Consider the following 20,787-nt stretch of genomic DNA (forward strand, 5'->3'; position numbering starts at 1 on the left):
ACTCATCAAAATGATGAGTCCGCGACTGTATCACAGAAAATTCAATGCATGCAAGCACTTAGCGTACACACATCGACTATCCGCAATTACTGCAGCTTGATTTCCACATCCACGCCGGCCGGCAGATCCAGTTTCATCAGCGCATCAACGGTCTTGTCGGTAGGATCGACAATGTCCATCAGACGCAGATGGGTACGGATTTCCAGCTGATCACGGGAAGTTTTGTTCACGTGCGGGGAACGCAGCACGTTGAAACGCTCGATCTTGGTCGGCAGCGGAACCGGGCCCTTAACAACAGCACCAGTGCGCTTGGCAGTTTCAACGATTTCCTGAGCGGAACGATCGATCAGGTTGTAATCGAAAGCCTTCAGGCGGATGCGGATTTTCTGGCTAGACATGAGTTCTCCGATCCTTAAGCGATGATCTTGGCAACTACGCCGGCACCAACGGTGCGGCCGCCTTCGCGGATCGCGAAACGCAGACCATCTTCCATAGCGATCGGAGCGATCAGTTCTACGGTGATTTCCACGTTGTCACCCGGCATTACCATTTCCACACCTTCGGCCAGGCTGATTGCGCCGGTCACGTCGGTAGTACGGAAGTAGAACTGCGGACGGTAGTTAGCGAAGAACGGGGTGTGACGACCACCTTCGTCCTTGCTCAGCACGTACACGGATGCCTGGAACTTGGTATGCGGGGTAATGGAACCCGGCTTGGACAGGACCTGACCACGTTCAACGTCTTCACGCTTGGTACCACGCAGCAGCACGCCAACGTTGTCGCCAGCCTGACCTTGGTCCAGCAGCTTGCGGAACATTTCCACGCCGGTGCAGGTGGTCTTAACGGTGGCCTTCAGACCAACGATTTCCAGTTCTTCACCAACTTTAACGATACCGCGCTCTACACGACCGGTAACCACGGTACCGCGGCCGGAGATGGAGAATACGTCTTCGATCGGCAGCAGGAACGGCTTGTCGATGGCACGCTCCGGAGTCGGGATGTAGGAATCCAGTGCGTCAGCCAGACGGAAGATTGCCGGCTCGCCGTACTCGGACTGGTCGCCTTCCAGCGCCAGACGAGCAGAACCAGTAACGATCGGAGTGTCGTCGCCCGGGAAGTCGTAGGAAGACAGCAGATCGCGCACTTCCATTTCCACCAGTTCCAGCAGCTCGGCGTCATCCACCAGGTCAGCCTTGTTCAGGAACACGATGATGTACGGTACGCCAACCTGGCGGGACAGCAGGATGTGTTCGCGGGTCTGCGGCATCGGACCGTCAGCAGCGGAACATACCAGGATCGCGCCATCCATCTGGGCGGCACCGGTAATCATGTTCTTAACGTAGTCAGCGTGACCCGGGCAGTCTACGTGTGCGTAGTGGCGGGTAGCGGTTTCGTATTCTACGTGCGCGGTGTTAATGGTAATACCGCGGGCTTTTTCTTCCGGCGCGCTGTCGATCTGGGAGTAGTCTTTAGCTTCGCCACCGAACTTCTTGGACAGAATGGTGGTGATAGCAGCGGTCAGAGTGGTTTTACCATGGTCAACGTGACCGATGGTGCCGACGTTTACGTGCGGTTTATTCCGCTCAAACTTTTCTTTTGCCATTTTGCAAAAATCCTTAATTTAAAGAACAAACAGAGTGAAGGTTGGCCGCATGCGGCCAACCTCTTCGCGCAGATTACTTACGTGCCGCCATTACAGCGTCAGCGATATGTCGCGGTGCTTCAGAGTAGTGCTTGAACTCCATGGAGTAGGTAGCACGACCCTGGGTTGCGGAACGCAGGTCGGTGGAGTAACCGAACATTTCGGACAGCGGTACCTCAGCACGGATCTTCTTGCCACCCACGCCATCGTCGTCCATGCCCTGTACGATGCCACGACGACGGTTCAGGTCGCCCATTACATCGCCCATGTACTCTTCCGGGGTTTCTACTTCCACAGCCATCATCGGCTCGAGGATGCACGGACCGGCACGACGCATGGCTTCTTTGAAAGCCAGGGCGCCAGCCAGTTCGAACGCGATCTGCGAGGAGTCAACGTCGTGGTAGGAACCGAAGGTCAGACGAACAGTCACGTCCACCACCGGGTAGCCAGCCAGAATGCCGTTGTTCAGCGAGTTACGGATACCCTTATCAACGGACGGAATGAATTCACGCGGGATCACACCACCTTTGATCTCGTCGATGAACTTGTAGCCATTACCTTCGCCGGACGGCTCCAGAGTGATCGTACAATCACCGTACTGACCCTTACCACCGGACTGCTTGGCATGCTTACCCTGCACGTCAGCAACCGACTTGGTGATGGTTTCACGGTAGGCAACCTGCGGAGCGCCCACGTTGGCTTCTACACCGAATTCGCGACGCATACGGTCAACCAGAATCTCCAGGTGCAGTTCACCCATACCGGAAATGATGGTCTGCGCCGATTCTTCATCGGTACGCACGCGGAAGGACGGATCTTCCTTGGCCAGGCGGTTCAGGGCAACGCCCATCTTCTCTTGGTCAGCCTTGGTTTTCGGCTCTACGGCAACGTGAATCACCGGCTCCGGGAATACCATACGTTCCAGAATGATCGGCGCGTCAACCGCACACAGGGTTTCACCGGTGGTCACTTCTTTCAGACCAATACCCGCGGCGATGTCGCCGGCGCGCACTTCGGTGATTTCCTGGCGGTCGTTAGCGTGCATCTGCACGATACGGCCCATGCGCTCTTTCTTGCCCTTCACCGAGTTCAGCAGGGTGTCGCCAGAATTCACCACACCGGAGTAAACGCGGAAGAAGGTCAGCTGACCTACGTACGGGTCGTTCATCAGCTTGAATGCCAGCGCGGAGAACGGAGCATCGTCGGAAGCTTCGCGAACGGTAGCGGAACCGTCTTCGTTCTCGCCCGGTACCGGCGGCACGTCCAGCGGGCTCGGCAGCAGTTCAACAACAGCGTCCAGCATGCGCTGTACGCCTTTGTTCTTGAACGCGGAACCACACAGCATCGGCTGGATTTCGCAACGCAGGGTACGCTGACGCAGACCGCTGACGATTTCTTCTTCCGTCAGGGTTTCGCCTTCCAGGTACTTGTTCATGGTCTCTTCGTCGACTTCCGCCGCCGCTTCAACCATTTTCTCGCGCCACTCTTCTGCCACTGCGACCAGGTCAGCGGGGATCTCGCCGTACTCGAATTTCATGCCCTGGGAAGCTTCGTCCCAAATGATGGCCTTCATCTTCAGCAGGTCAACAACACCCTCGAAACCATCTTCAGCACCGATAGGCACAACGATAGGCACCGGGTTGCCACGCAGACGGGTCTTAACCTGTTCTACGGCACGGAAGAAGTTGGCACCCTGACGGTCCATCTTGTTCACGAAGGCAATACGCGGAACCTTGTACTTGTTAGCCTGACGCCATACGGTTTCAGACTGCGGCTGTACACCACCTACCGCGCAGTACACCATTACCGCACCGTCCAGTACGCGCATGGAACGCTCCACCTCAATGGTGAAGTCCACGTGGCCCGGGGTGTCGATGATGTTGAAGCGGTGCTCCGGGAACTGCATGCCCATACCTTTCCAGAAGGTAGTGGTAGCAGCGGAGGTAATGGTAATACCACGCTCCTGTTCCTGTTCCATCCAGTCCATGGTGGCGGCGCCATCATGCACTTCACCGATCTTATGGTTTACACCGGTGTAGAACAGAATACGTTCGGTAGTAGTGGTCTTACCAGCATCAATGTGCGCCGAAATACCGATATTACGGTAGCGCTCAATGGGGGTCTTTCTAGCCATGGCCAGAATCCTTTCGCAGGATTGAGATTAGAAGCGGAAGTGGGAGAAGGCCTTGTTGGCTTCTGCCATACGGTGCACTTCGTCACGCTTCTTCATGGCGCCGCCACGACCTTCGGCCGCGTCGATCAGCTCGCCGGCCAGGCGCAGATCCATGGACTTCTCGCCACGCTTGCGCGCTGCATCACGCAGCCAGCGCATTGCCAGAGCCAGTCGACGGGACGGGCGTACTTCAACAGGAACTTGATAGTTAGCACCACCTACACGGCGGCTCTTCACTTCAACGACCGGCTTGGCATTGGAGATAGCGGTATTGAACACTTCGATAGCGTTCTTACCGGTTTTCTTCTCGATTTGAGCGAGGGCGCCGTAAATGATGCGTTCGGCAACAGACTTCTTGCCGTCGATCATTACAACGTTCATGAATTTGGTCAGATCCTGGCTACCAAACTTCGGATCCGGCAGGATATCGCGCTTGGGCACTTCTCTGCGACGTGGCATGTTAATTCCTTCAAATATTCAGTTGAGCTATCTGCTCGCGACCACCCAGCAAGGCAGTCACTTACTCAACGGCATAAAGCCGCTGCCGCACTAAGCAATGTTCTTAGGGCAGTTATTACTTAGGACGCTTAGCGCCGTACTTCGAACGTGCCTGCTTACGATCTTTCACGCCTGCGGTATCCAGGGAACCGCGTACGGTGTGGTAACGCACACCCGGCAAGTCTTTCACACGACCGCCACGGATCAGCACTACGGAGTGTTCCTGCAGGTTGTGACCTTCACCACCAATGTAGGAAATCACTTCGAAACCGTTGGTCAGGCGAACCTTGCACACTTTACGCAGAGCGGAGTTCGGCTTCTTCGGGGTAGTGGTGTATACACGGGTGCACACGCCGCGCTTCTGCGGGCAGGCTTCCAGTGCAGGCACCTTGCTCTTCGAGGTAACCGCTACGCGGCCCTTGCGAACGAGTTGGTTAATGGTTGGCATTACTATCAGTTCCTAGTTGATACTCTTTGGCGGCACCATACCGCCAAGAGAGTCCGCGATTATATTTTGGTCAACTGGTAACGTCAATAAAAAAACGCCGCCCTTCCAACGTTAACCGTTGAAAGGACAGCGTTTTTTACAGCAAGTACAGCTTACAGCTCGGAGCTGTCTGCTTCTACCGGTGCTTCCAGCACGCCAAACTCCAGGCCAGTTTCGCTACCACCCAGACGGCGACGGTTGCGATGGTAGGCCAGGCCGGTACCTGCCGGAATCAGACGACCCACGATCACGTTCTCTTTCAGACCGCGCAGATCATCCTTCTTGCCCATGATCGCGGCTTCGGTCAGCACGCGCGTGGTTTCCTGGAAGGAAGCCGCAGAGATGAAGGAGTCGGTGGACAGCGATGCCTTGGTGATACCCAGCAGCACGTTTTCGTACTGTGCCGGCAGCTTGTCTTCTGCCGCCATGCGATCGTTGGTTTCCAGCACCTCGGCGCGTTCAACCTGCTCACCCTGGATGAAGTCGGTATCACCGGAATCGATGATGATCACGCGACGCAGCATCTGGCGAACAATCACCTCGATGTGCTTGTCGTTAATCTTCACACCCTGCAGTCGGTAAACTTCCTGCACTTCCTGACAGATGTAACGAGCCAGAGCCTCGATACCCTGCAGACGCAGGATGTCGTGCGGATCCACGGCGCCATCGACAATCAGTTCACCACGGTTCACCACCTGGCCATCGTGCACCAGCACGTGCTTGTCTTTCGGGATCAGGCTTTCGTAGCCGTTGCCGTCCAGATCGGTGATGATCAGGCGTTGCTTGCCCTTGGTGTCCTTGCCGAAGGAAACGGTACCGGTCACTTCGGCCAGCATGCCGGCATCTTTCGGCGAACGCGCTTCGAACAGCTCGGCTACACGCGGCAGACCACCGGTAATGTCGCGGGTCTTGGACGATTCCTGCGGAATACGCGCCAGTACTTCACCCTTGCCCACTTCCTGACCGTCACGCACGGTAATGATCGCGCCAACCTGGAAGGTAATGGATACCGAGGCATCCGAACCGGCAAGTTTCACTTCGTTACCGGTTTCATCCAGCAGTTTCACCAGCGGACGCAGCATCTTGGACTGAGCCGATGCGCGACGCTTGTTGTCGATAACCACCAGAGTGGACAGACCGGTAACTTCGTCGGTCTGCTTGGCAACGGTTGCGCCCTCTTCCACGTTCTCGAACTTCACGCGGCCAGCGTACTCGGTGATGATCGGGCGGGTATGCGGGTCCCAGGTTGCCAGCACTGCGCCAGCCTTGATGGACAGACCATCGGTCACCATCAGGGTGGCACCGTACGGTACCTTGTGACGCTCGCGCTCGCGACCGGCATCATCGTGAATCACTACCTCACCGGAGCGGCTGATCACGATCAGCTCACCCTTGGTGTTGGCCACGTAACGCATCTGGCTGGAGAAGCGTACGGTACCGTTGGACTTACCTTCTACCTGGCTGGCAGCTGCATTTCGCGATGCCGCACCACCGATGTGGAAGGTACGCATGGTCAGCTGGGTACCCGGCTCACCAATCGACTGGGCGGCGATCACACCAACGGCTTCGCCGGCGTTCACGCGCTTGCCGCGTGCCAGGTCGCGACCGTAACACTGCGCGCACAGACCGTAACGGGTGTCGCAAGTGATGGCAGTGCGTACCTTGACTTCGTCGATGCCCAGATTGTCGATCATGTCGACCAGGCTCTCGTCGAGCAGGGTGCCCGCTTCGATCACTGTTTCGCTGCTGGACGGATCCACTACGTCGGTAGCGGTTACGCGGCCAAGGATACGGTCGCGCAGCGGCTCGATCACGTCACCGCCCTGCACTACCGCCTTCATGGCGAAGCCGTTGCTGGTGCCGCAATCATCCTCGATCACCACCAGATCCTGAGTCACGTCCACCAGACGGCGAGTCAGGTAACCGGAGTTGGCGGTCTTCAGTGCGGTATCCGCCAGACCCTTACGTGCACCGTGGGTGGAGATAAAGTACTGCAGAACCGTCAGGCCTTCGCGGAAGTTGGCGGTAATCGGGGTTTCAATAATGGAACCATCCGGCTTGGCCATCAGGCCACGCATACCAGCCAGCTGCTTGATCTGCGCCGCGGAACCACGGGCGCCGGAGTCGGCCATCATGTAAATCGAGTTGAACGATTCTTGATCGACTTCCTTGCCATCGCGATCCAGCACCTTCTGCTTGGACAGCTCGTCCATCATGGCCTTGGCGATCTTGTCGCCGGTGCGGCCCCAGATATCCACTACCTTGTTGTAGCGCTCACCCTGGGTAACCAGACCCTGACGGTACTGTTCCTCGATTTCCTTCACTTCCTTCTGGGCATCGCCCAGCAGGTCGAACTTCTTGGCCGGGATCTGCATGTCGTCCACGCAAATGGAGATACCACCGCGGGTCGAGTAGGCAAAACCGGTGTACATCAGCTGGTCGGCGAAGATCACGGTATCGCGGATGCCGCAACGACGGAACGACGCGTTGATCAGCTTGGAGATCTCTTTCTTCTTCAGTGCCTTGTTGATGTGCTCGAACGGCAGACCACGCGGCATGATTTCGGACAGGATCGCGCGGCCAACGGTAGTTTCGTGGCGCTTCATCACCGGCACCAGTTCACCCTGCTCGTCACGCACCCACTCGCGCAGACGCACGGTGATGCGGGTAGCCAGTTCAACCTGACGGGTTTCATAGGCACGATGCACTTCGCCGGTGTCGGCGAACAGCATGCCTTCGCCCTTGCCGTTGATCTTGTCGCGAGTCATGTAGTACAGACCCAGCACGATATCCTGCGACGGCACGATGATCGGCTCGCCGTTGGCTGGCGACAGCACGTTGTTGGTTGCCAGCATCAGGGTGCGGGCCTCCATCTGCGCTTCCAGGCTCAGCGGCACGTGTACGGCCATCTGGTCACCGTCGAAGTCGGCGTTGAATGCCGCGCAGACCAGCGGGTGCAGCTGAATGGCCTTGCCTTCGATCAGCAGCGGCTCGAACGCCTGAATACCCAGACGGTGCAGGGTCGGCGCACGGTTCAGCAGTACCGGGTGTTCCTTGATGACGTCTTCCAGGATGTCCCACACTTCCGGCACTTCCTGTTCAACCAGCTTCTTGGCAGCCTTGATGGTGGAAGCCAGGCCCAGCACTTCCAGCTTGTGGAAGATGAAGGGCTTGAACAGTTCCAGCGCCATTTTCTTCGGCAGACCGCACTGATGCAGACGCAGGGTCGGGCCCACGGTAATCACGGAACGACCGGAGTAGTCCACGCGCTTACCCAGCAGGTTCTGACGGAAACGACCGCCCTTACCCTTGATCATGTCAGCCAGCGACTTCAGCGGACGCTTGTTGGCGCCAGTCATCGCCTTGCCGCGACGGCCGTTGTCCAGCAGCGAGTCAACCGATTCCTGCAGCATGCGCTTTTCGTTGCGCACGATGATGTCCGGAGCACGCAGTTCCAGCAGGCGCTTCAGACGGTTGTTACGGTTGATCACGCGACGGTACAGGTCGTTCAGGTCGGAGGTAGCGAAACGGCCACCATCCAGCGGTACCAGCGGGCGCAGTTCCGGCGGCAGCACCGGCAGCACTTCCATGATCATCCATTCCGGCTTCATGCCGGAACGCTGGAACGCCTCCAGCACCTTCAGGCGCTTGGCGATCTTCTTGATCTTGGTGTCGGAGCTGGTGGACTCCAGTTCACGGCGCAGCGATTCAATCTCGCCGGCCAGATCCAGCTTCTTCAGCAGTTCGCGCACGGCTTCCGCGCCCATCAGGGCTTCGAACTCTTCACCGTACTGGTCCAGCTTGTCGAGGTAGTCTTCTTCGCTCAGCAGTTGGCCGCGCTGCAGGCTGGTCAGCCCCGGCTCGGTTACCACGAATGCTTCGAAGTACAGTACACGCTCGATGTCGCGCAGCGTCATGTCCAGCACCATACCCAGACGGGACGGCAGCGACTTCAGGAACCAGATGTGCGCGGTCGGGCTGGCCAGCTCGATGTGGCCCATGCGCTCGCGACGCACCTTGGACAAGGTCACTTCCACGCCGCACTTCTCGCAGATCACACCGCGATGCTTCAGGCGCTTGTACTTGCCGCACAGGCACTCGTAATCCTTCACCGGGCCGAAGATGCGGGCGCAGAACAGGCCATCGCGTTCCGGCTTGAAGGTACGGTAGTTGATGGTTTCCGGTTTTTTTACTTCGCCGAACGACCAGGAACGGATCTTGTCCGGGGAGGCGATGCCGATCTTAATCGCATCAAACTCTTCTTCTTGCGTAACTTGCTTAAAGAGATCGAGCAGAGCTTTCATTGCGTCTCCATTCAGGAGGGACCTGCGGCCAACGTTGGCCGCAGGCACCTTGCCTAATTAATAACGTTCCAGGTCGATGTCCAGACCCAGCGAGCGGATTTCCTTCACCAGCACGTTGAAGGATTCCGGCATGCCGGCATCGATCTTGTGTTCGCCCTTGACGATGTTTTCGTAGATCTTGGTACGGCCGGTCACATCGTCCGACTTCACCGTCAGCATTTCCTGCAGGGTGTAGGCGGCACCGTAGGCTTCCAGCGCCCACACTTCCATCTCACCGAAACGCTGACCACCGAACTGCGCCTTACCACCCAGCGGCTGCTGGGTAACCAGCGAGTACGGGCCGGTGGAACGGGCGTGCATCTTGTCGTCTACCAAGTGATGCAGCTTCAGGTAGTGCATCACACCCACGGTAACCTTGCGGTCGAAGGCTTCGCCGGAGCGGCCATCGAACAGGGTCATCTGGGTCTTGCTGCTGTTGAACTCCAGCTGCTCGGTATGCGGGTCGGCATCCGGGTAGGCCAGGTCCAGCATCTGGCGAATCTCGGTTTCCTTGGCACCGTCGAATACCGGCGTGGCGAAGGTCATGCCCTTGCGCAGGTTGTCCGCCAGCAGCAGGATTTCGCGCTCGGTCATCTCGGCGATCGGCTCTTGCTTGCCGGTCTCGTTGTAGATGCTCTGCAGGTAGCTGCGAATCTGTTCCACGCCCTGCTGTTGCTTGAGCATGCGGTCGATGCGTTCGCCGATACCCTTGGCAGCCCAGCCCAGGTGCACTTCCAGAATCTGACCGATGTTCATACGCGACGGTACGCCCAGCGGGTTCAGCACGATGTCTACCGGACGGCCATCGGCCATGTACGGCATGTCTTCCACCGGCAGGATGCGCGATACCACACCCTTGTTACCGTGACGACCGGCCATCTTGTCACCAGCCTGCAGACGACGCTTCACGGCGATGTACACCTTGACCATCTTCTGCACGCCCGGCGGCAGTTCGTCGCCCTGGGTCAGCTTGCGCTTCTTGTCTTCGAACTTGAGGTCGAATTCTTCACGCTTCTGCGCCAGGCTTTCCTTGATCAGTTCCAGCTGCTTGGCGATGTCTTCATCGGCCATGCGGATGTCGAACCATTCGTGCTTGGAGGTCAGGCTTTCCAGGTACTCGGCATTGATCTCGGTACCCTTGGCCAGACGCTTCGGACCACCGTTGGCCGGCTTGCCCACGATCAGGCGCTCGATACGGCTGAAGGCATCGTTATCGAAAATACGCAGCTGGTCATTCAGGTCCAGACGGTAGCGCTTCAGTTCAGCATCAATGATGGACTGAGCACGCTTGTCGCGCTCGATACCCTCGCGGGTGAACACCTGTACGTCGATCACGGTGCCGACCATGCCGGTCGGTACGCGCAGCGAGGTGTCCTTCACATCGGACGCCTTCTCACCGAAGATCGCTCGCAGCAGTTTCTCTTCCGGGGTCAGCTGGGTTTCGCCCTTCGGGGTAACCTTGCCTACCAGTACGTCACCGGCGTTCACTTCGGCACCGATGTAGACGATACCGGAGTCATCCAGACGGCCGGCCATGCGCTCGGACAGGTTCGGGATGTCGCGGGTGATTTCTTCCGGACCCAGCTTGGTGTCACGTGCCACTACCGACAGTTCCTCGATGTGAATCGAGGTGTAACGGTCGTCAGCCACCACTTTTTCGGAGATCAGGATCGAGTCTTCGAAGTTGTAGCCGTTCCATGGCATGAAGGCGATGGTCATGTTCTGACCCAGCGCCAGTTCGCCGATATCGGTGGAAGCACCATCAGCCACCACGTCGCCGCGAGCGATCAGATCGCCAACTTTCACGATCGGACGCTGGTTGATGTTGGTGTTCTGGTTGGAACGGGTGAACTTGGTGAAGTTGTAGATATCCACACCCACTTCACCGGCCATGGCCTCTTCATCGTTCACGCGAACAACCACGCGGTTGGCGTCAACGTAGTCCACTACGCCGCCACGACGGGCGATCACGGTAGTACCGGAGTCGACGGCCACGGCACGCTCGATGCCAGTACCCACCATCGGTTTTTCCGGGCGCAGGCACGGTACGGCCTGACGCTGCATGTTGGCGCCCATCAGTGCACGGTTGGCGTCATCGTGTTCCAGGAACGGAATCAGCGAAGCTGCCACAGACACTACCTGGCCGGTTGCCACGTCCATGTACTGTACGCGGTCCGGAGTCGCCAGAATGGTTTCGCCCTTTTCACGGCAGGTAACCAGTTCGTCGATCAGGGTGCCTTCGGCATCCAGCTCGGCGTTGGCCTGCGCAATCACGTAGCGACCTTCTTCGATGGCGGACAGGTATTCGATCTCGTTGGTTACCTTGCCGTCGATCACCTTGCGGTACGGCGTTTCCAGGAAACCGAACTCGTTGGTACGGGCAAATACCGCCAGCGAGTTGATCAGACCAATGTTCGGACCTTCCGGGGTTTCGATCGGGCACACACGGCCGTAGTGGGTCGGGTGTACGTCGCGCACCTCGAAGCCGGCGCGTTCGCGGGTCAGACCGCCCGGGCCCAGGGCCGATACACGGCGCTTGTGGGTCACTTCGGACAGCGGGTTGGTCTGATCCATGAACTGCGACAGCTGGCTGGAGCCGAAGAATTCCTTGATCGCGGCCGATACCGGCTTGGCGTTGATCAGGTCGTGCGGCATCAGGTTTTCGGATTCAGCCTGATTCAGGCGTTCCTTCACTGCACGCTCGACACGCACCAGACCGGCGCGGAACTGGTTCTCGGCCAGTTCGCCTACCGAACGCACGCGACGGTTGCCCAGGTGATCGATGTCATCCACTTCGCCACGGCCGTTACGCAGTTCGCACAGGATGGCGATCACGGACACGATGTCTTCGGTGGCCAGTACGCCATCGATGGAATCGCGGCGCGAGGCGAATTTCTCGCCGATCAGGCTGCGGAACCAGTCCGGGGACTTATCATCGAACTTGTACTGGAAAGTACGGGTGTTGAACTTCATGCGGCCAACACGGGACAGGTCGTAGCTGTCCTCGTTGAAGAACAGGCGCTGGAACAGTTGCTCAACAGCATCTTCGGTCGGCGGTTCGCCCGGACGCATCATGCGGTAGATGGCTACGCGAGCAGCCAGCTGGTCAGCAGTGTCGTCGCCACGCAGGGTCTGGGCGATGTAGGCACCGTGATCCAGATCGTTGGTGTACAGCACCTCGACCTCGGTCACGTCCTGGATATCCATCTTGGCCAGCAGCTCGTCGGTGATCTCGTCATTGGCACGCGCGATCACTTCGCCGGTTTCCGGCGCTACCACGTTCTTGGCCAGCACCTTGCCTACCAGCACATCGAACGGCACTTCGATACGGTCCAGGTTGGCCGCACCGATGTCGCGAATATGCTTGGCGGTAATGCGCTTGTCCTTGGCAACGATCAGCTTGCCATCCTTGTCCACGATGTCGGACTTGGCAACCTCACCCTTCAGACGCTCTGCCACCACCTTCATAAACACACCTTCACCAGTCAGGTAGAAGGTATCGGTGTTGTAGAACTCGGACAGAATACGCTCGTTGGTGTAGCCCAGTGCCTTCAGCAGAATGGACACCGGCATCTTGCGGCGGCGGTCGATACGGAAGAACAGCTGATCCTTGGCATCGAACTCGAAGTCCAGCCAAGAGCCGCGGTAAGGAATCACGCGAGCGGAGAACAGCAGTTTACCGGAAGAATGCGTCTTGCCGCGGTCGTGCTCGAAGAACACGCCCGGGGAACGGTGCAGCTGGGAAACGATGACACGCTCGGTACCGTTGATGATGAACGAACCGTTCGAGGTCATCAGCGGGATTTCGCCCATGTACACTTCGTTTTCGCGTACTTCCTTCACCACTGGCTTGGACGATTCCTTGTCCATGATGGTCAGGCGGATACGGGCGCGCAGCGGTGCGGCAAAAGTAATGCCACGCAGCTGACATTCCTGCACGTCAAACGGCGGCTCGCCCAGGATGTAGTGCACGAAGTCCAGACGCGCAAAGCCATTGTGGCTAACGATCGGGAAGATCGACTTGAATGCGGCCTGCAGGCCTGCATCCTTGCGCTGATCAAACGGCACACCCAGCTGGAGGAACTCGGTGTACGAATCGATCTGGGTCGCCAGCAGGAATGGGACGTCGAGAACGGTGTTACGCTTCGCAAAGCTTTTACGAATACGCTTCTTCTCAGTAAACGAATAACTCATAGAGTCTCCATCGGAGGGGTGGCGCAAGAAATCAAACGTCAGCAGCCACATTCAACTTGATTGCTGACCTTTGCCCACTTGCAAAGCATTACAAGCGCAACAAGGCTGGCGGATTTCTCCGCCAGCCTCAACAATCTTCCCTAAGGAAGATTATTTTACTTCAGCCTTAGCACCGGCTTCGGTCAGCTGCTTGGCAACGTCTTCGGCTTCAGCCTTGGATACGCCTTCTTTAACAGCTTTCGGAGCGCCGTCTACCAGATCCTTGGCTTCTTTCAGGCCCAGACCGGTCAGTGCACGAACTACCTTGATCACGTTAACCTTGTTGTCGCCAGCGGCGGTCAGGATTACGTCGAATTCGGTCTTCTCTTCAGCAGCAGCAGCGCCACCAGCAGCCGGGCCAGCAACGGCAACAGCAGCAGCGGAAACGCCGAACTTCTCTTCGAACGCCTTAACCAGGTCGTTCAGTTCCATAACGGTCAGACCAGCAACTGCTTCGAGGATATCTTCTTTGGTGATAGCCATTTGTATAACTCCTGAATATGGGGTATGTCGAATTGATTAAGCGGCTTCGGATTGCTTCTTCTCGGCCAGAGCGGCCAGAGCACGGGCAAAACCGGATACCGGAGCCTGCATAACGAACAGCAGCTTGGACAGCAGCTCTTCGCGGCTCGGAATGGAAGCCAGTTCGGTTACTTCGGCAGCGTTCAGCAGCTTGCCGTTGTAGGAACCTGCCTTGATGACAATCTTGTTGTCTTCTTTGGCAAATTGATGCAGCACTTTGGCAGCAGCAACTGCGTCAACGGAAACACCGTATACCAGCGGGCCAACCATCTGATCGGCCAGAGCTTCGAACTGGGTACCGGCTACCGCACGACGCACCAGCGTGTTCTTCAGAACGCGCAGGTAAACACCATTCTCACGTGCCTTGGCACGCAGTTTGGTCATGCTGCTAACCTCGATGCCCCGATACTCAGCGATAACTACCGTCTGAGCATCTGCCAGTTGTGCAGATACTTCAGCGACGACCGCCTTTTTATCTTCGATATTGAGACTCAAGGTCCACCTCCTAGACTGAAATGAAGCAGGATATCCTGCTCCTCTTTGCAGCGGCGACCTAATCAGGAGACATACAAACGGATGGTGCTCATGGGCGGAATTGAACCGCCGACCTCTCCCTTACCAAGGGAGTGCTCTACCCCTGAGCTACATGAGCGTATCGTTGATACAGCCTTCTAAGGGTACACCGTCTGCGTAGGCTACTCACAAGGAGCATTAAGTCGTTGACACCTACGGTCTTTGACAATCTGGCGAACCGAAGTCCGCCAGCCCAAAGCCTTTGGTGCCCATGGGCAGAATTGAACTGCCGACCTCTCCCTTACCAAGGGAGTGCTCTACCCCTGAGCTACATGGGCCCGGGCAATGTCAGACATTAAGCCTGAGCAGTTGCCACATCTACGCGTACACCAACACCCATGGTGCTGGATACGGCGATTTTCTTCAGGTACTGACCCTTGGCTGCAGCCGGTTTGGCTTTAACCAGGGCATCTACCAGCGCTGCGAAGTTTTCGCGCAGGGCTTCAACGTCGAAAGACGCGCGACCGATGGTAGCGTGAATGATACCGGTCTTGTCGGTACGGTACTGAACCTGACCAGCCTTGGCGTTTTTAACAGCCTCAGCAACGTTCGGGGTTACGGTACCAACTTTCGGGTTCGGCATCAGGCCACGCGGACCCAGGATCTGGCCCAGCTGACCAACAACGCGCATTGCATCCGGGGAAGCAATTACCACGTCGAAGTTCAGGTTACCGGCTTTAACTTGCTCAGCCAGGTCGTCGAAACCGACAACTTCAGCACCGGCAGCCTTGGCGGCTTCGGCGTTGGCACCTTGAGCAAATACAGCCACACGCACGGACTTGCCAGTACCACGCGGCAGAACAACGGAGCCACGTACCACCTGGTCGGATTTACGCGGATCAACACCCAGGTTAACGGCCACGTCGATGGACTCGTCAAACTTGGCGGTAGCAGCACCTTTTACCAGGGTGATTGCATCTTCAACTGCGTACAGCTTGTTGCGATCAACCTGAGCGTTCAGAGCCTGCAGACGCTTGGAAACCTTAGCCATATTACAGACCCTCCACTTCAAGACCCATGGAACGAGCAGAACCAGCGATGGTGCGTACGGCAGCATCCAGGTCAGCAGCGGTCAGGTCAGCAGATTTGGTCTTGGCGATTTCTTCCAGCTGTGCACGAGTCACTTTGCCGACCTTGTCGACATGCGCCTTGGCGGAGCCGGACTTGATGCCAGCAGCTTTCTTCAGCAGGAAGGTTGCCGGCGGAGTCTTCATGGTGAAGGTGAAGGACTTGTCGGCGTAGGCGGTGATCACCACCGGAATCGGCATACCCGGCTCCAGACCTTGGGTCTGAGCGTTGAAGGCCTTGCAGAATTCCATGATGTTCAGACCGCGCTGACCCAGCGCCGGACCGATCGGCGGCGACGGGTTTGCTTTACCAGCGGCCACTTGCAGCTTGATATAGCCTACAATTTTCTTTGCCACGATTAACTCCTAATAAACGGGTATAACGCGCCAACAAGGCGCTCCCCAAGTGAGCCCAAGAGTATATCTTAGGCTTTTTCAAATTACAAGCTTACAGTTTTTCGACTTGCGAAAAATCCAGCTCTACCGGCGTGTCGCGACCAAAAATCTGCACCGACACACGCAGCTTGTTACGTTCGTAATTCACTTCATCCACCGAGCCATTGAAATCGGTGAACGGGCCGTCGTTGACACGCACCTTTTCACCCACTTCGAACAGCACCTTGGGACGCGGCTTCTCCACACCCTCCTGCATCTGCTGCATGATGGCCTCGACTTCCTTTACGGAAATCGGTGCAGGACGGTTGGCCGTACCACCAACAAAACCAGTCACCTTGGGCGTGCTTTTCACCAGGTGCCAGGTATCGTCGGTCATTTCCATCTCGACCAGTACGTAGCCCGGGAAGAACTTGCGTTCGGAAATGGAACGGCGGCCATTCTTGATGTCCACCACTTCTTCCACCGGCACCAGCACCTGACCAAACAGATCCTGCATGCTCTCGCGCTCAATACGCTCTTTCAGCGCCTTTTGCACACTCTTCTCAAAACCAGAGTACGCATGCACAACATACCAACGCTTAGCCATAATCAACCCCGACGAAGCAACACGTCATAAAACAGCCAGGACAACGAGGAGTCAACCAGCCACATGAACAGCGCCAACACGAAAACAAACGCAAATACCAGCAGCGTCAGCTGCGTAGCCTCCTTGCGCTCCGGCCACACCACTTTGCGCGCCTCCGCCACCGACTCCTGGGCGTACACCACAAAGCTGCGCCCCATGTTCGATTGCCAAAGCACAGCAGCAGCTGCCAGCAAGGACGCAATGAACAGCACCACACGCAGCACGGTCTGATCTGCCGCCAGCAGATAGAAACCAGCCACCCCAGCCACTACCAACAGGATAGCCAGGCCAAGTTTGATCTTGTCTTGCGAGTCCATTCGATTTTCTCGTGTTGCAGATACGTGAAAAGACTAACCGGCGAAAACGCCGGTTAGTCTTATTTGGCAGGCCAGGAGGGTCTCGAACCCCCAACCCTCGGTTTTGGAGACCGATACTCTACCAATTGAGCTACTGGCCTAAAACCTTACTTAAGCGATGATCTTGGCAACTACGCCAGCACCAACGGTGCGGCCGCCTTCGCGGATCGCGAAACGCAGACCATCTTCCATAGCGATCGGAGCGATCAGTTCTACGGTGATTTCCACGTTATCACCCGGCATAACCATTTCCACACCTTCGGCCAGGCTGATTGCGCCGGTAACGTCAGTAGTACGGAAGTAGAACTGCGGACGGTAGTTAGCGAAGAACGGGGTGTGACGACCACCTTCATCCTTGCTCAGCACGTACACGGATGCCTGGAACTTGGTGTGCGGGGTAATGGAACCCGGCTTGGACAGAACCTGACCACGCTCAACGTCTTCACGCTTGGTACCACGCAGCAGCACGCCAACGTTGTCGCCAGCCTGACCTTGGTCCAGCAGCTTGCGGAACATTTCCACGCCGGTGCAGGTGGTCTTAACGGTGGCCTTCAGACCAACGATTTCCAGTTCTTCACCAACCTTAACGATACCGCGCTCTACACGACCGGTAACCACGGTACCGCGGCCGGAGATGGAGAATACGTCTTCGATCGGCAGCAGGAACGGCTTGTCGATGGCACGCTCCGGAGTCGGGATGTAGGAATCCAGAGCGTCAGCCAGACGGAAGATTGCCGGCTCGCCGTACTCGGACTGATCGCCTTCCAGCGCCAGACGAGCAGAACCAGTAACGATCGGAGTGTCGTCGCCCGGGAAGTCGTAGGAAGACAGCAGATCGCGCACTTCCATTTCCACCAGTTCCAGCAGCTCGGCGTCATCCACCAGGTCGGCCTTGTTCAGGAACACGATGATGTACGGCACGCCAACCTGACGGGACAGCAGGATGTGTTCGCGAGTCTGCGGCATCGGACCGTCAGCAGCGGAACATACCAGGATCGCACCATCCATCTGGGCGGCACCGGTAATCATGTTCTTAACGTAGTCAGCGTGACCCGGGCAGTCTACGTGTGCGTAGTGGCGGGTAGCGGTTTCGTATTCTACGTGCGCGGTGTTAATGGTAATACCGCGGGCTTTTTCTTCCGGCGCGCTGTCGATCTGGGAGTAGTCTTTAGCTTCGCCACCGAACTTCTTGGACAGAATGGTGGTGATAGCAGCGGTCAGAGTGGTTTTACCATGGTCAACGTGACCGATGGTGCCGACGTTTACGTGCGGTTTAGTCCGCTCGAACTTTTCCTTTGCCATGGCAAAATTCCCTGAATGCAAGTTAAAGGCTAAATATAACTGGTGCCCATGGGCAGAATTGAACTGCCGACCTCTCCCTTACCAAGGGAGTGCTCTACCCCTGAGCTACATGGGCCAACTTAAATCTTGGAGCGGGTGAAGGGAATCGAACCCTCGTCGTAAGCTTGGAAGGCTTCTGCTCTACCATTGAGCTACACCCGCCTACGAACCGGACAACCAAACAATCGCCGCCAAGACTCATAGCAACTGGTGGCGGGAGAAGGATTCGAACCTTCGAAGGCAGAGCCGTCAGATTTACAGTCTGATCCCTTTGACCGCTCGGGAATCCCGCCGCTAAAGAAGCCCGAATAGTATAGACACCCCACACCCGCGTCAACACCCAAACGGGCTTTTTTTCGCATTTCGTAAACAAACAGCCCTGTCGTTGACAGGGCTGTGTTGCAAATCAGTCACTTAAAGCCATCAGGCCTTGGCACTGATCTTCAGATATTTTTCATGCAGCTGCTCTTGCGTCTCTTCATGAGACGGATCCAGCGGAATGCAATCTACCGGACAGACCTGCTGGCACTGCGGCTCATCATAGTGACCCACGCACTGGGTGCACAGGTTCGGGTCGATCACGTAGATTTCTTCGCCCTGCGAAATCGCATTGTTCGGGCATTCCGGTTCACAGACGTCGCAGTTGATGCACTCGTCAGTAATCATCAAAGCCATAGTAATTTCCTCAAGTATTCCACACAGTGAATTCTGTCACTCGACCTGCGCACAGGCAAGTTCGAGCCGTTATAACCTTATATGTCAGTTTCGCGCGCCAGCAGATAGCCATGCACCAGTCCAGCGCGAATGGAACGCAGTATCTGCCAGCCGGCAAAGTCGCGCACCTTGCCGGTTTCCACGTAAATACGCCCTTGCGGCGCCAGACTATCCGCCAGCAGCGGCAACACCTGCTCCAGCAGGTCGCTACCGTACGGCGGGTCGACAAAAATGATATCGAAGGCCTGGCGATTGCCGCGCAGGTAGGCAAGCACGTCCTGGCACTGCACTTGCAGCTGGCTCGCACCTAGCAGCTGGGCGTTACGCCGCAAACCGTCCGCTACCGCCCGCGCCTTTTCCACCAGCACGACTTCCCTCGCTTCGCGCGACGCTGCTTCGAATCCCAGCGCACCGCTGCCAGCAAACAGATCCAGGCAGCGCAAGCCGTAGAGATCCTGACCCAGCCAGTTGAACAGGGTTTCCCGCACACGATCAGGTGTTGGCCGCAGACCGTCCACTGCCGGCACCTCCAGCAGCCTTCTGCGATACTGCCCACCGATGATGCGCACCTTGTTGCGTTGCTGCGTCATGTATCCTCCTGAATTTCAAGGGCGCGATTCTACCCGACTCGGCCTGCCGCGTCTGTTATTACGTGCGGCGAACGCTGCCGCTGCACACACTCCTATATAAGGAATGCCATGCGGCCAACTGTCAGCAACCGCATTTGACGTTACAATCGCGGTTTGTCCAGCTGCCTTATTCCCAAAGCATGTTTAGCTTCTTCAAGAAAAAACCCGAGTCCACCGCCTCGTCCGCTCCGGCCGACGACGCCCAGGTTTCCACCCCGGCCGCCGCAGAGTCTGCAGCCGCACCAGCCGAAGCCAGCACCAGCAGCAAGCCCAGCTGGACCGAACGACTGAAGGCCGGCCTGTCCAAAACCCGCGACAAGCTTGGCAAGCAGCTGGCCGGACTGTTCGGCGGCGGCAAGATCGACGAGGACCTGTACGAGGAACTCGAAACCGTGCTGCTTACCGCCGATATGGGCATTGATGCCACCGTGCACCTGCTGAAAGATGTTCGCGAGCGTGTCTCGCTGAAAGGCCTGAAAGACGCCAGCGAACTCAAGGGAGCCCTCAAGGACTCGCTGGACGAACTGATTGCCCCGCTGCAGCAGCCGCTGGACGTGTCAACCAAGAAGCCGTTCGTGATCATGATGGTCGGCGTCAATGGTGCCGGCAAAACGACCTCCATCGGCAAGCTCGCCAAATACTTCCAGAGCCAGGGCAAGAGTGTACTGCTCGCCGCCGGCGACACTTTCCGTGCCGCGGCCCGTGAACAGCTGATGGCCTGGGGTGAGCGCAACAATGTGACCGTGATCGCCCAGCAAAGCGGTGATGCCGCCGCCGTTTGCTACGATGCGATCCAGGCAGCCACAGCACGTGGCATCGACATCGTGCTGGCGGATACCGCTGGTCGTCTGCCCACCCAGCTGCACCTGATGGAAGAGATCAAGAAGGTAAAGCGGGTGATCCAGAAAGCGATTCCGGACGGCCCGCACGAAGTGATGCTGGTACTGGATGCCAACATCGGCCAGAACGCCATCAACCAGGTAAAAGCCTTCGACGATGCACTCGGCCTAACCGGCCTGGTGCTCACCAAGCTGGACGGCACCGCCAAGGGCGGGGTGATTGCCGCCATCGCCAAACAGCGCCCGGTACCGCTGCGCTTCATCGGCGTAGGCGAAAGCATTGACGACCTGCGTCCGTTCGAAAGCCGCGATTACATCGACGCGCTGTTCGATTAACCCGGCGGCCAAC

At 57.4% G+C, this 20,787-nt stretch carries 17 protein-coding genes and 6 tRNA genes; 1 reads left to right on the forward strand and 22 read right to left on the reverse strand.

From position 1 onward, the window contains the following. Positions 1-86 precede the first annotated feature (86 nt). The 22 genes from rpsJ to rsmD all read right to left on the reverse strand — a co-directional run bounded on the left by rpsJ (position 87) and on the right by rsmD (position 19,560). On the reverse strand, positions 87-398 hold the full coding sequence (gene rpsJ, locus ACFOKJ_RS10075) for a 30S ribosomal protein S10 (RefSeq protein ID WP_011137734.1): 312 nt from the start codon (positions 396-398) through the stop codon (positions 87-89). 14 nt (positions 399-412) lie between these two features. After that, complete coding sequence (tuf, locus tag ACFOKJ_RS10080; RefSeq protein WP_390279176.1) at positions 413-1,603, reverse strand: elongation factor Tu; 1,191 nt, start codon at positions 1,601-1,603, stop codon at positions 413-415. A 73-nt stretch (positions 1,604-1,676) separates the two neighbouring features. Continuing rightward, positions 1,677-3,776 carry an elongation factor G gene (gene fusA, locus ACFOKJ_RS10085; RefSeq protein WP_390279178.1) on the reverse strand — a complete coding sequence of 700 codons (2,100 nt, stop codon included), beginning with the start codon at positions 3,774-3,776 and terminating at the stop codon, positions 1,677-1,679. A 27-nt stretch (positions 3,777-3,803) separates the two neighbouring features. Continuing rightward, positions 3,804-4,274, reverse strand: a complete 471-nt coding sequence (rpsG, locus tag ACFOKJ_RS10090; protein WP_390279180.1) for a 30S ribosomal protein S7 — start codon at positions 4,272-4,274, stop codon at positions 3,804-3,806. A 115-nt stretch (positions 4,275-4,389) separates the two neighbouring features. Further along, entirely contained in the window at positions 4,390-4,761 is a 372-nt protein-coding gene (gene rpsL / locus ACFOKJ_RS10095) for a 30S ribosomal protein S12 (RefSeq protein WP_390279182.1), read from the reverse strand. Between the two features lie 152 nt (positions 4,762-4,913). Then, the gene (rpoC, locus tag ACFOKJ_RS10100) at positions 4,914-9,104 is read right to left on the reverse strand and encodes a DNA-directed RNA polymerase subunit beta' (RefSeq protein ID WP_390279184.1); all 4,191 of its coding nucleotides are present in this window, start codon (positions 9,102-9,104) and stop codon (positions 4,914-4,916) included. A gap of 57 nt (positions 9,105-9,161) precedes the next feature. Further along, a complete protein-coding gene (gene rpoB, locus ACFOKJ_RS10105) occupies positions 9,162-13,337 on the reverse strand; it encodes a DNA-directed RNA polymerase subunit beta (RefSeq protein WP_390279186.1) in 4,176 nt (1,391 codons plus the stop codon). Between the two features lie 150 nt (positions 13,338-13,487). Further along, complete coding sequence (gene rplL / locus ACFOKJ_RS10110) at positions 13,488-13,859, reverse strand: 50S ribosomal protein L7/L12 (RefSeq protein ID WP_390279188.1); 372 nt, start codon at positions 13,857-13,859, stop codon at positions 13,488-13,490. A 36-nt stretch (positions 13,860-13,895) separates the two neighbouring features. Beyond that, positions 13,896-14,393 carry a 50S ribosomal protein L10 gene (rplJ, locus tag ACFOKJ_RS10115; protein ID WP_390279190.1) on the reverse strand — a complete coding sequence of 166 codons (498 nt, stop codon included), beginning with the start codon at positions 14,391-14,393 and terminating at the stop codon, positions 13,896-13,898. A gap of 82 nt (positions 14,394-14,475) precedes the next feature. Beyond that, positions 14,476-14,550: transfer RNA gene (locus ACFOKJ_RS10120), tRNA-Thr, on the reverse strand. Positions 14,551-14,674: 124 nt separating this feature from the next. Beyond that, a tRNA-Thr gene (locus ACFOKJ_RS10125) sits at positions 14,675-14,749 on the reverse strand. A 17-nt stretch (positions 14,750-14,766) separates the two neighbouring features. Continuing rightward, positions 14,767-15,462: a 50S ribosomal protein L1 gene (rplA, locus tag ACFOKJ_RS10130; protein WP_390279192.1), complete on the reverse strand. Its 696-nt coding sequence runs from the start codon at positions 15,460-15,462 to the stop codon at positions 14,767-14,769. Between the two features lies 1 nt (position 15,463). After that, the gene (rplK, locus tag ACFOKJ_RS10135) at positions 15,464-15,895 is read right to left on the reverse strand and encodes a 50S ribosomal protein L11 (protein WP_390279194.1); all 432 of its coding nucleotides are present in this window, start codon (positions 15,893-15,895) and stop codon (positions 15,464-15,466) included. Positions 15,896-15,986: 91 nt separating this feature from the next. Next, positions 15,987-16,520, reverse strand: a complete 534-nt coding sequence (gene nusG / locus ACFOKJ_RS10140) for a transcription termination/antitermination protein NusG (protein WP_390279196.1) — start codon at positions 16,518-16,520, stop codon at positions 15,987-15,989. A gap of 2 nt (positions 16,521-16,522) precedes the next feature. After that, entirely contained in the window at positions 16,523-16,876 is a 354-nt protein-coding gene (gene secE, locus ACFOKJ_RS10145) for a preprotein translocase subunit SecE (protein WP_390279197.1), read from the reverse strand. A gap of 64 nt (positions 16,877-16,940) precedes the next feature. Next, a tRNA-Trp gene (locus ACFOKJ_RS10150) sits at positions 16,941-17,016 on the reverse strand. A gap of 10 nt (positions 17,017-17,026) precedes the next feature. Further along, positions 17,027-18,217, reverse strand: coding sequence for an elongation factor Tu (tuf, locus tag ACFOKJ_RS10155; RefSeq protein WP_390279199.1), 1,191 nt, complete (start codon positions 18,215-18,217; stop codon positions 17,027-17,029). Between the two features lie 40 nt (positions 18,218-18,257). Further along, positions 18,258-18,332 (reverse strand) — tRNA-Thr (locus tag ACFOKJ_RS10160). Between the two features lie 12 nt (positions 18,333-18,344). Continuing rightward, positions 18,345-18,418: transfer RNA gene (locus ACFOKJ_RS10165), tRNA-Gly, on the reverse strand. Positions 18,419-18,464: 46 nt separating this feature from the next. Then, positions 18,465-18,549, reverse strand: a tRNA-Tyr gene (locus tag ACFOKJ_RS10170). Positions 18,550-18,679: 130 nt separating this feature from the next. Then, on the reverse strand, positions 18,680-18,931 hold the full coding sequence (locus ACFOKJ_RS10175; protein WP_390279201.1) for a YfhL family 4Fe-4S dicluster ferredoxin: 252 nt from the start codon (positions 18,929-18,931) through the stop codon (positions 18,680-18,682). Between the two features lie 77 nt (positions 18,932-19,008). Continuing rightward, a complete protein-coding gene (gene rsmD / locus ACFOKJ_RS10180; RefSeq protein ID WP_390279203.1) occupies positions 19,009-19,560 on the reverse strand; it encodes a 16S rRNA (guanine(966)-N(2))-methyltransferase RsmD in 552 nt (183 codons plus the stop codon). A 161-nt stretch (positions 19,561-19,721) separates the two neighbouring features. On the opposite strand from rsmD, the gene ftsY reads away from it, so the two are divergent. Next, positions 19,722-20,774: a signal recognition particle-docking protein FtsY gene (gene ftsY / locus ACFOKJ_RS10185; RefSeq protein ID WP_390279686.1), complete on the forward strand. Its 1,053-nt coding sequence runs from the start codon at positions 19,722-19,724 to the stop codon at positions 20,772-20,774. Positions 20,775-20,787 lie beyond the last annotated feature (13 nt).

This window comes from Vogesella amnigena (genome assembly GCF_042648905.1).
GTDB classification, from domain to species: Bacteria; Pseudomonadota; Gammaproteobacteria; order Burkholderiales; family Chromobacteriaceae; genus Vogesella; species Vogesella amnigena.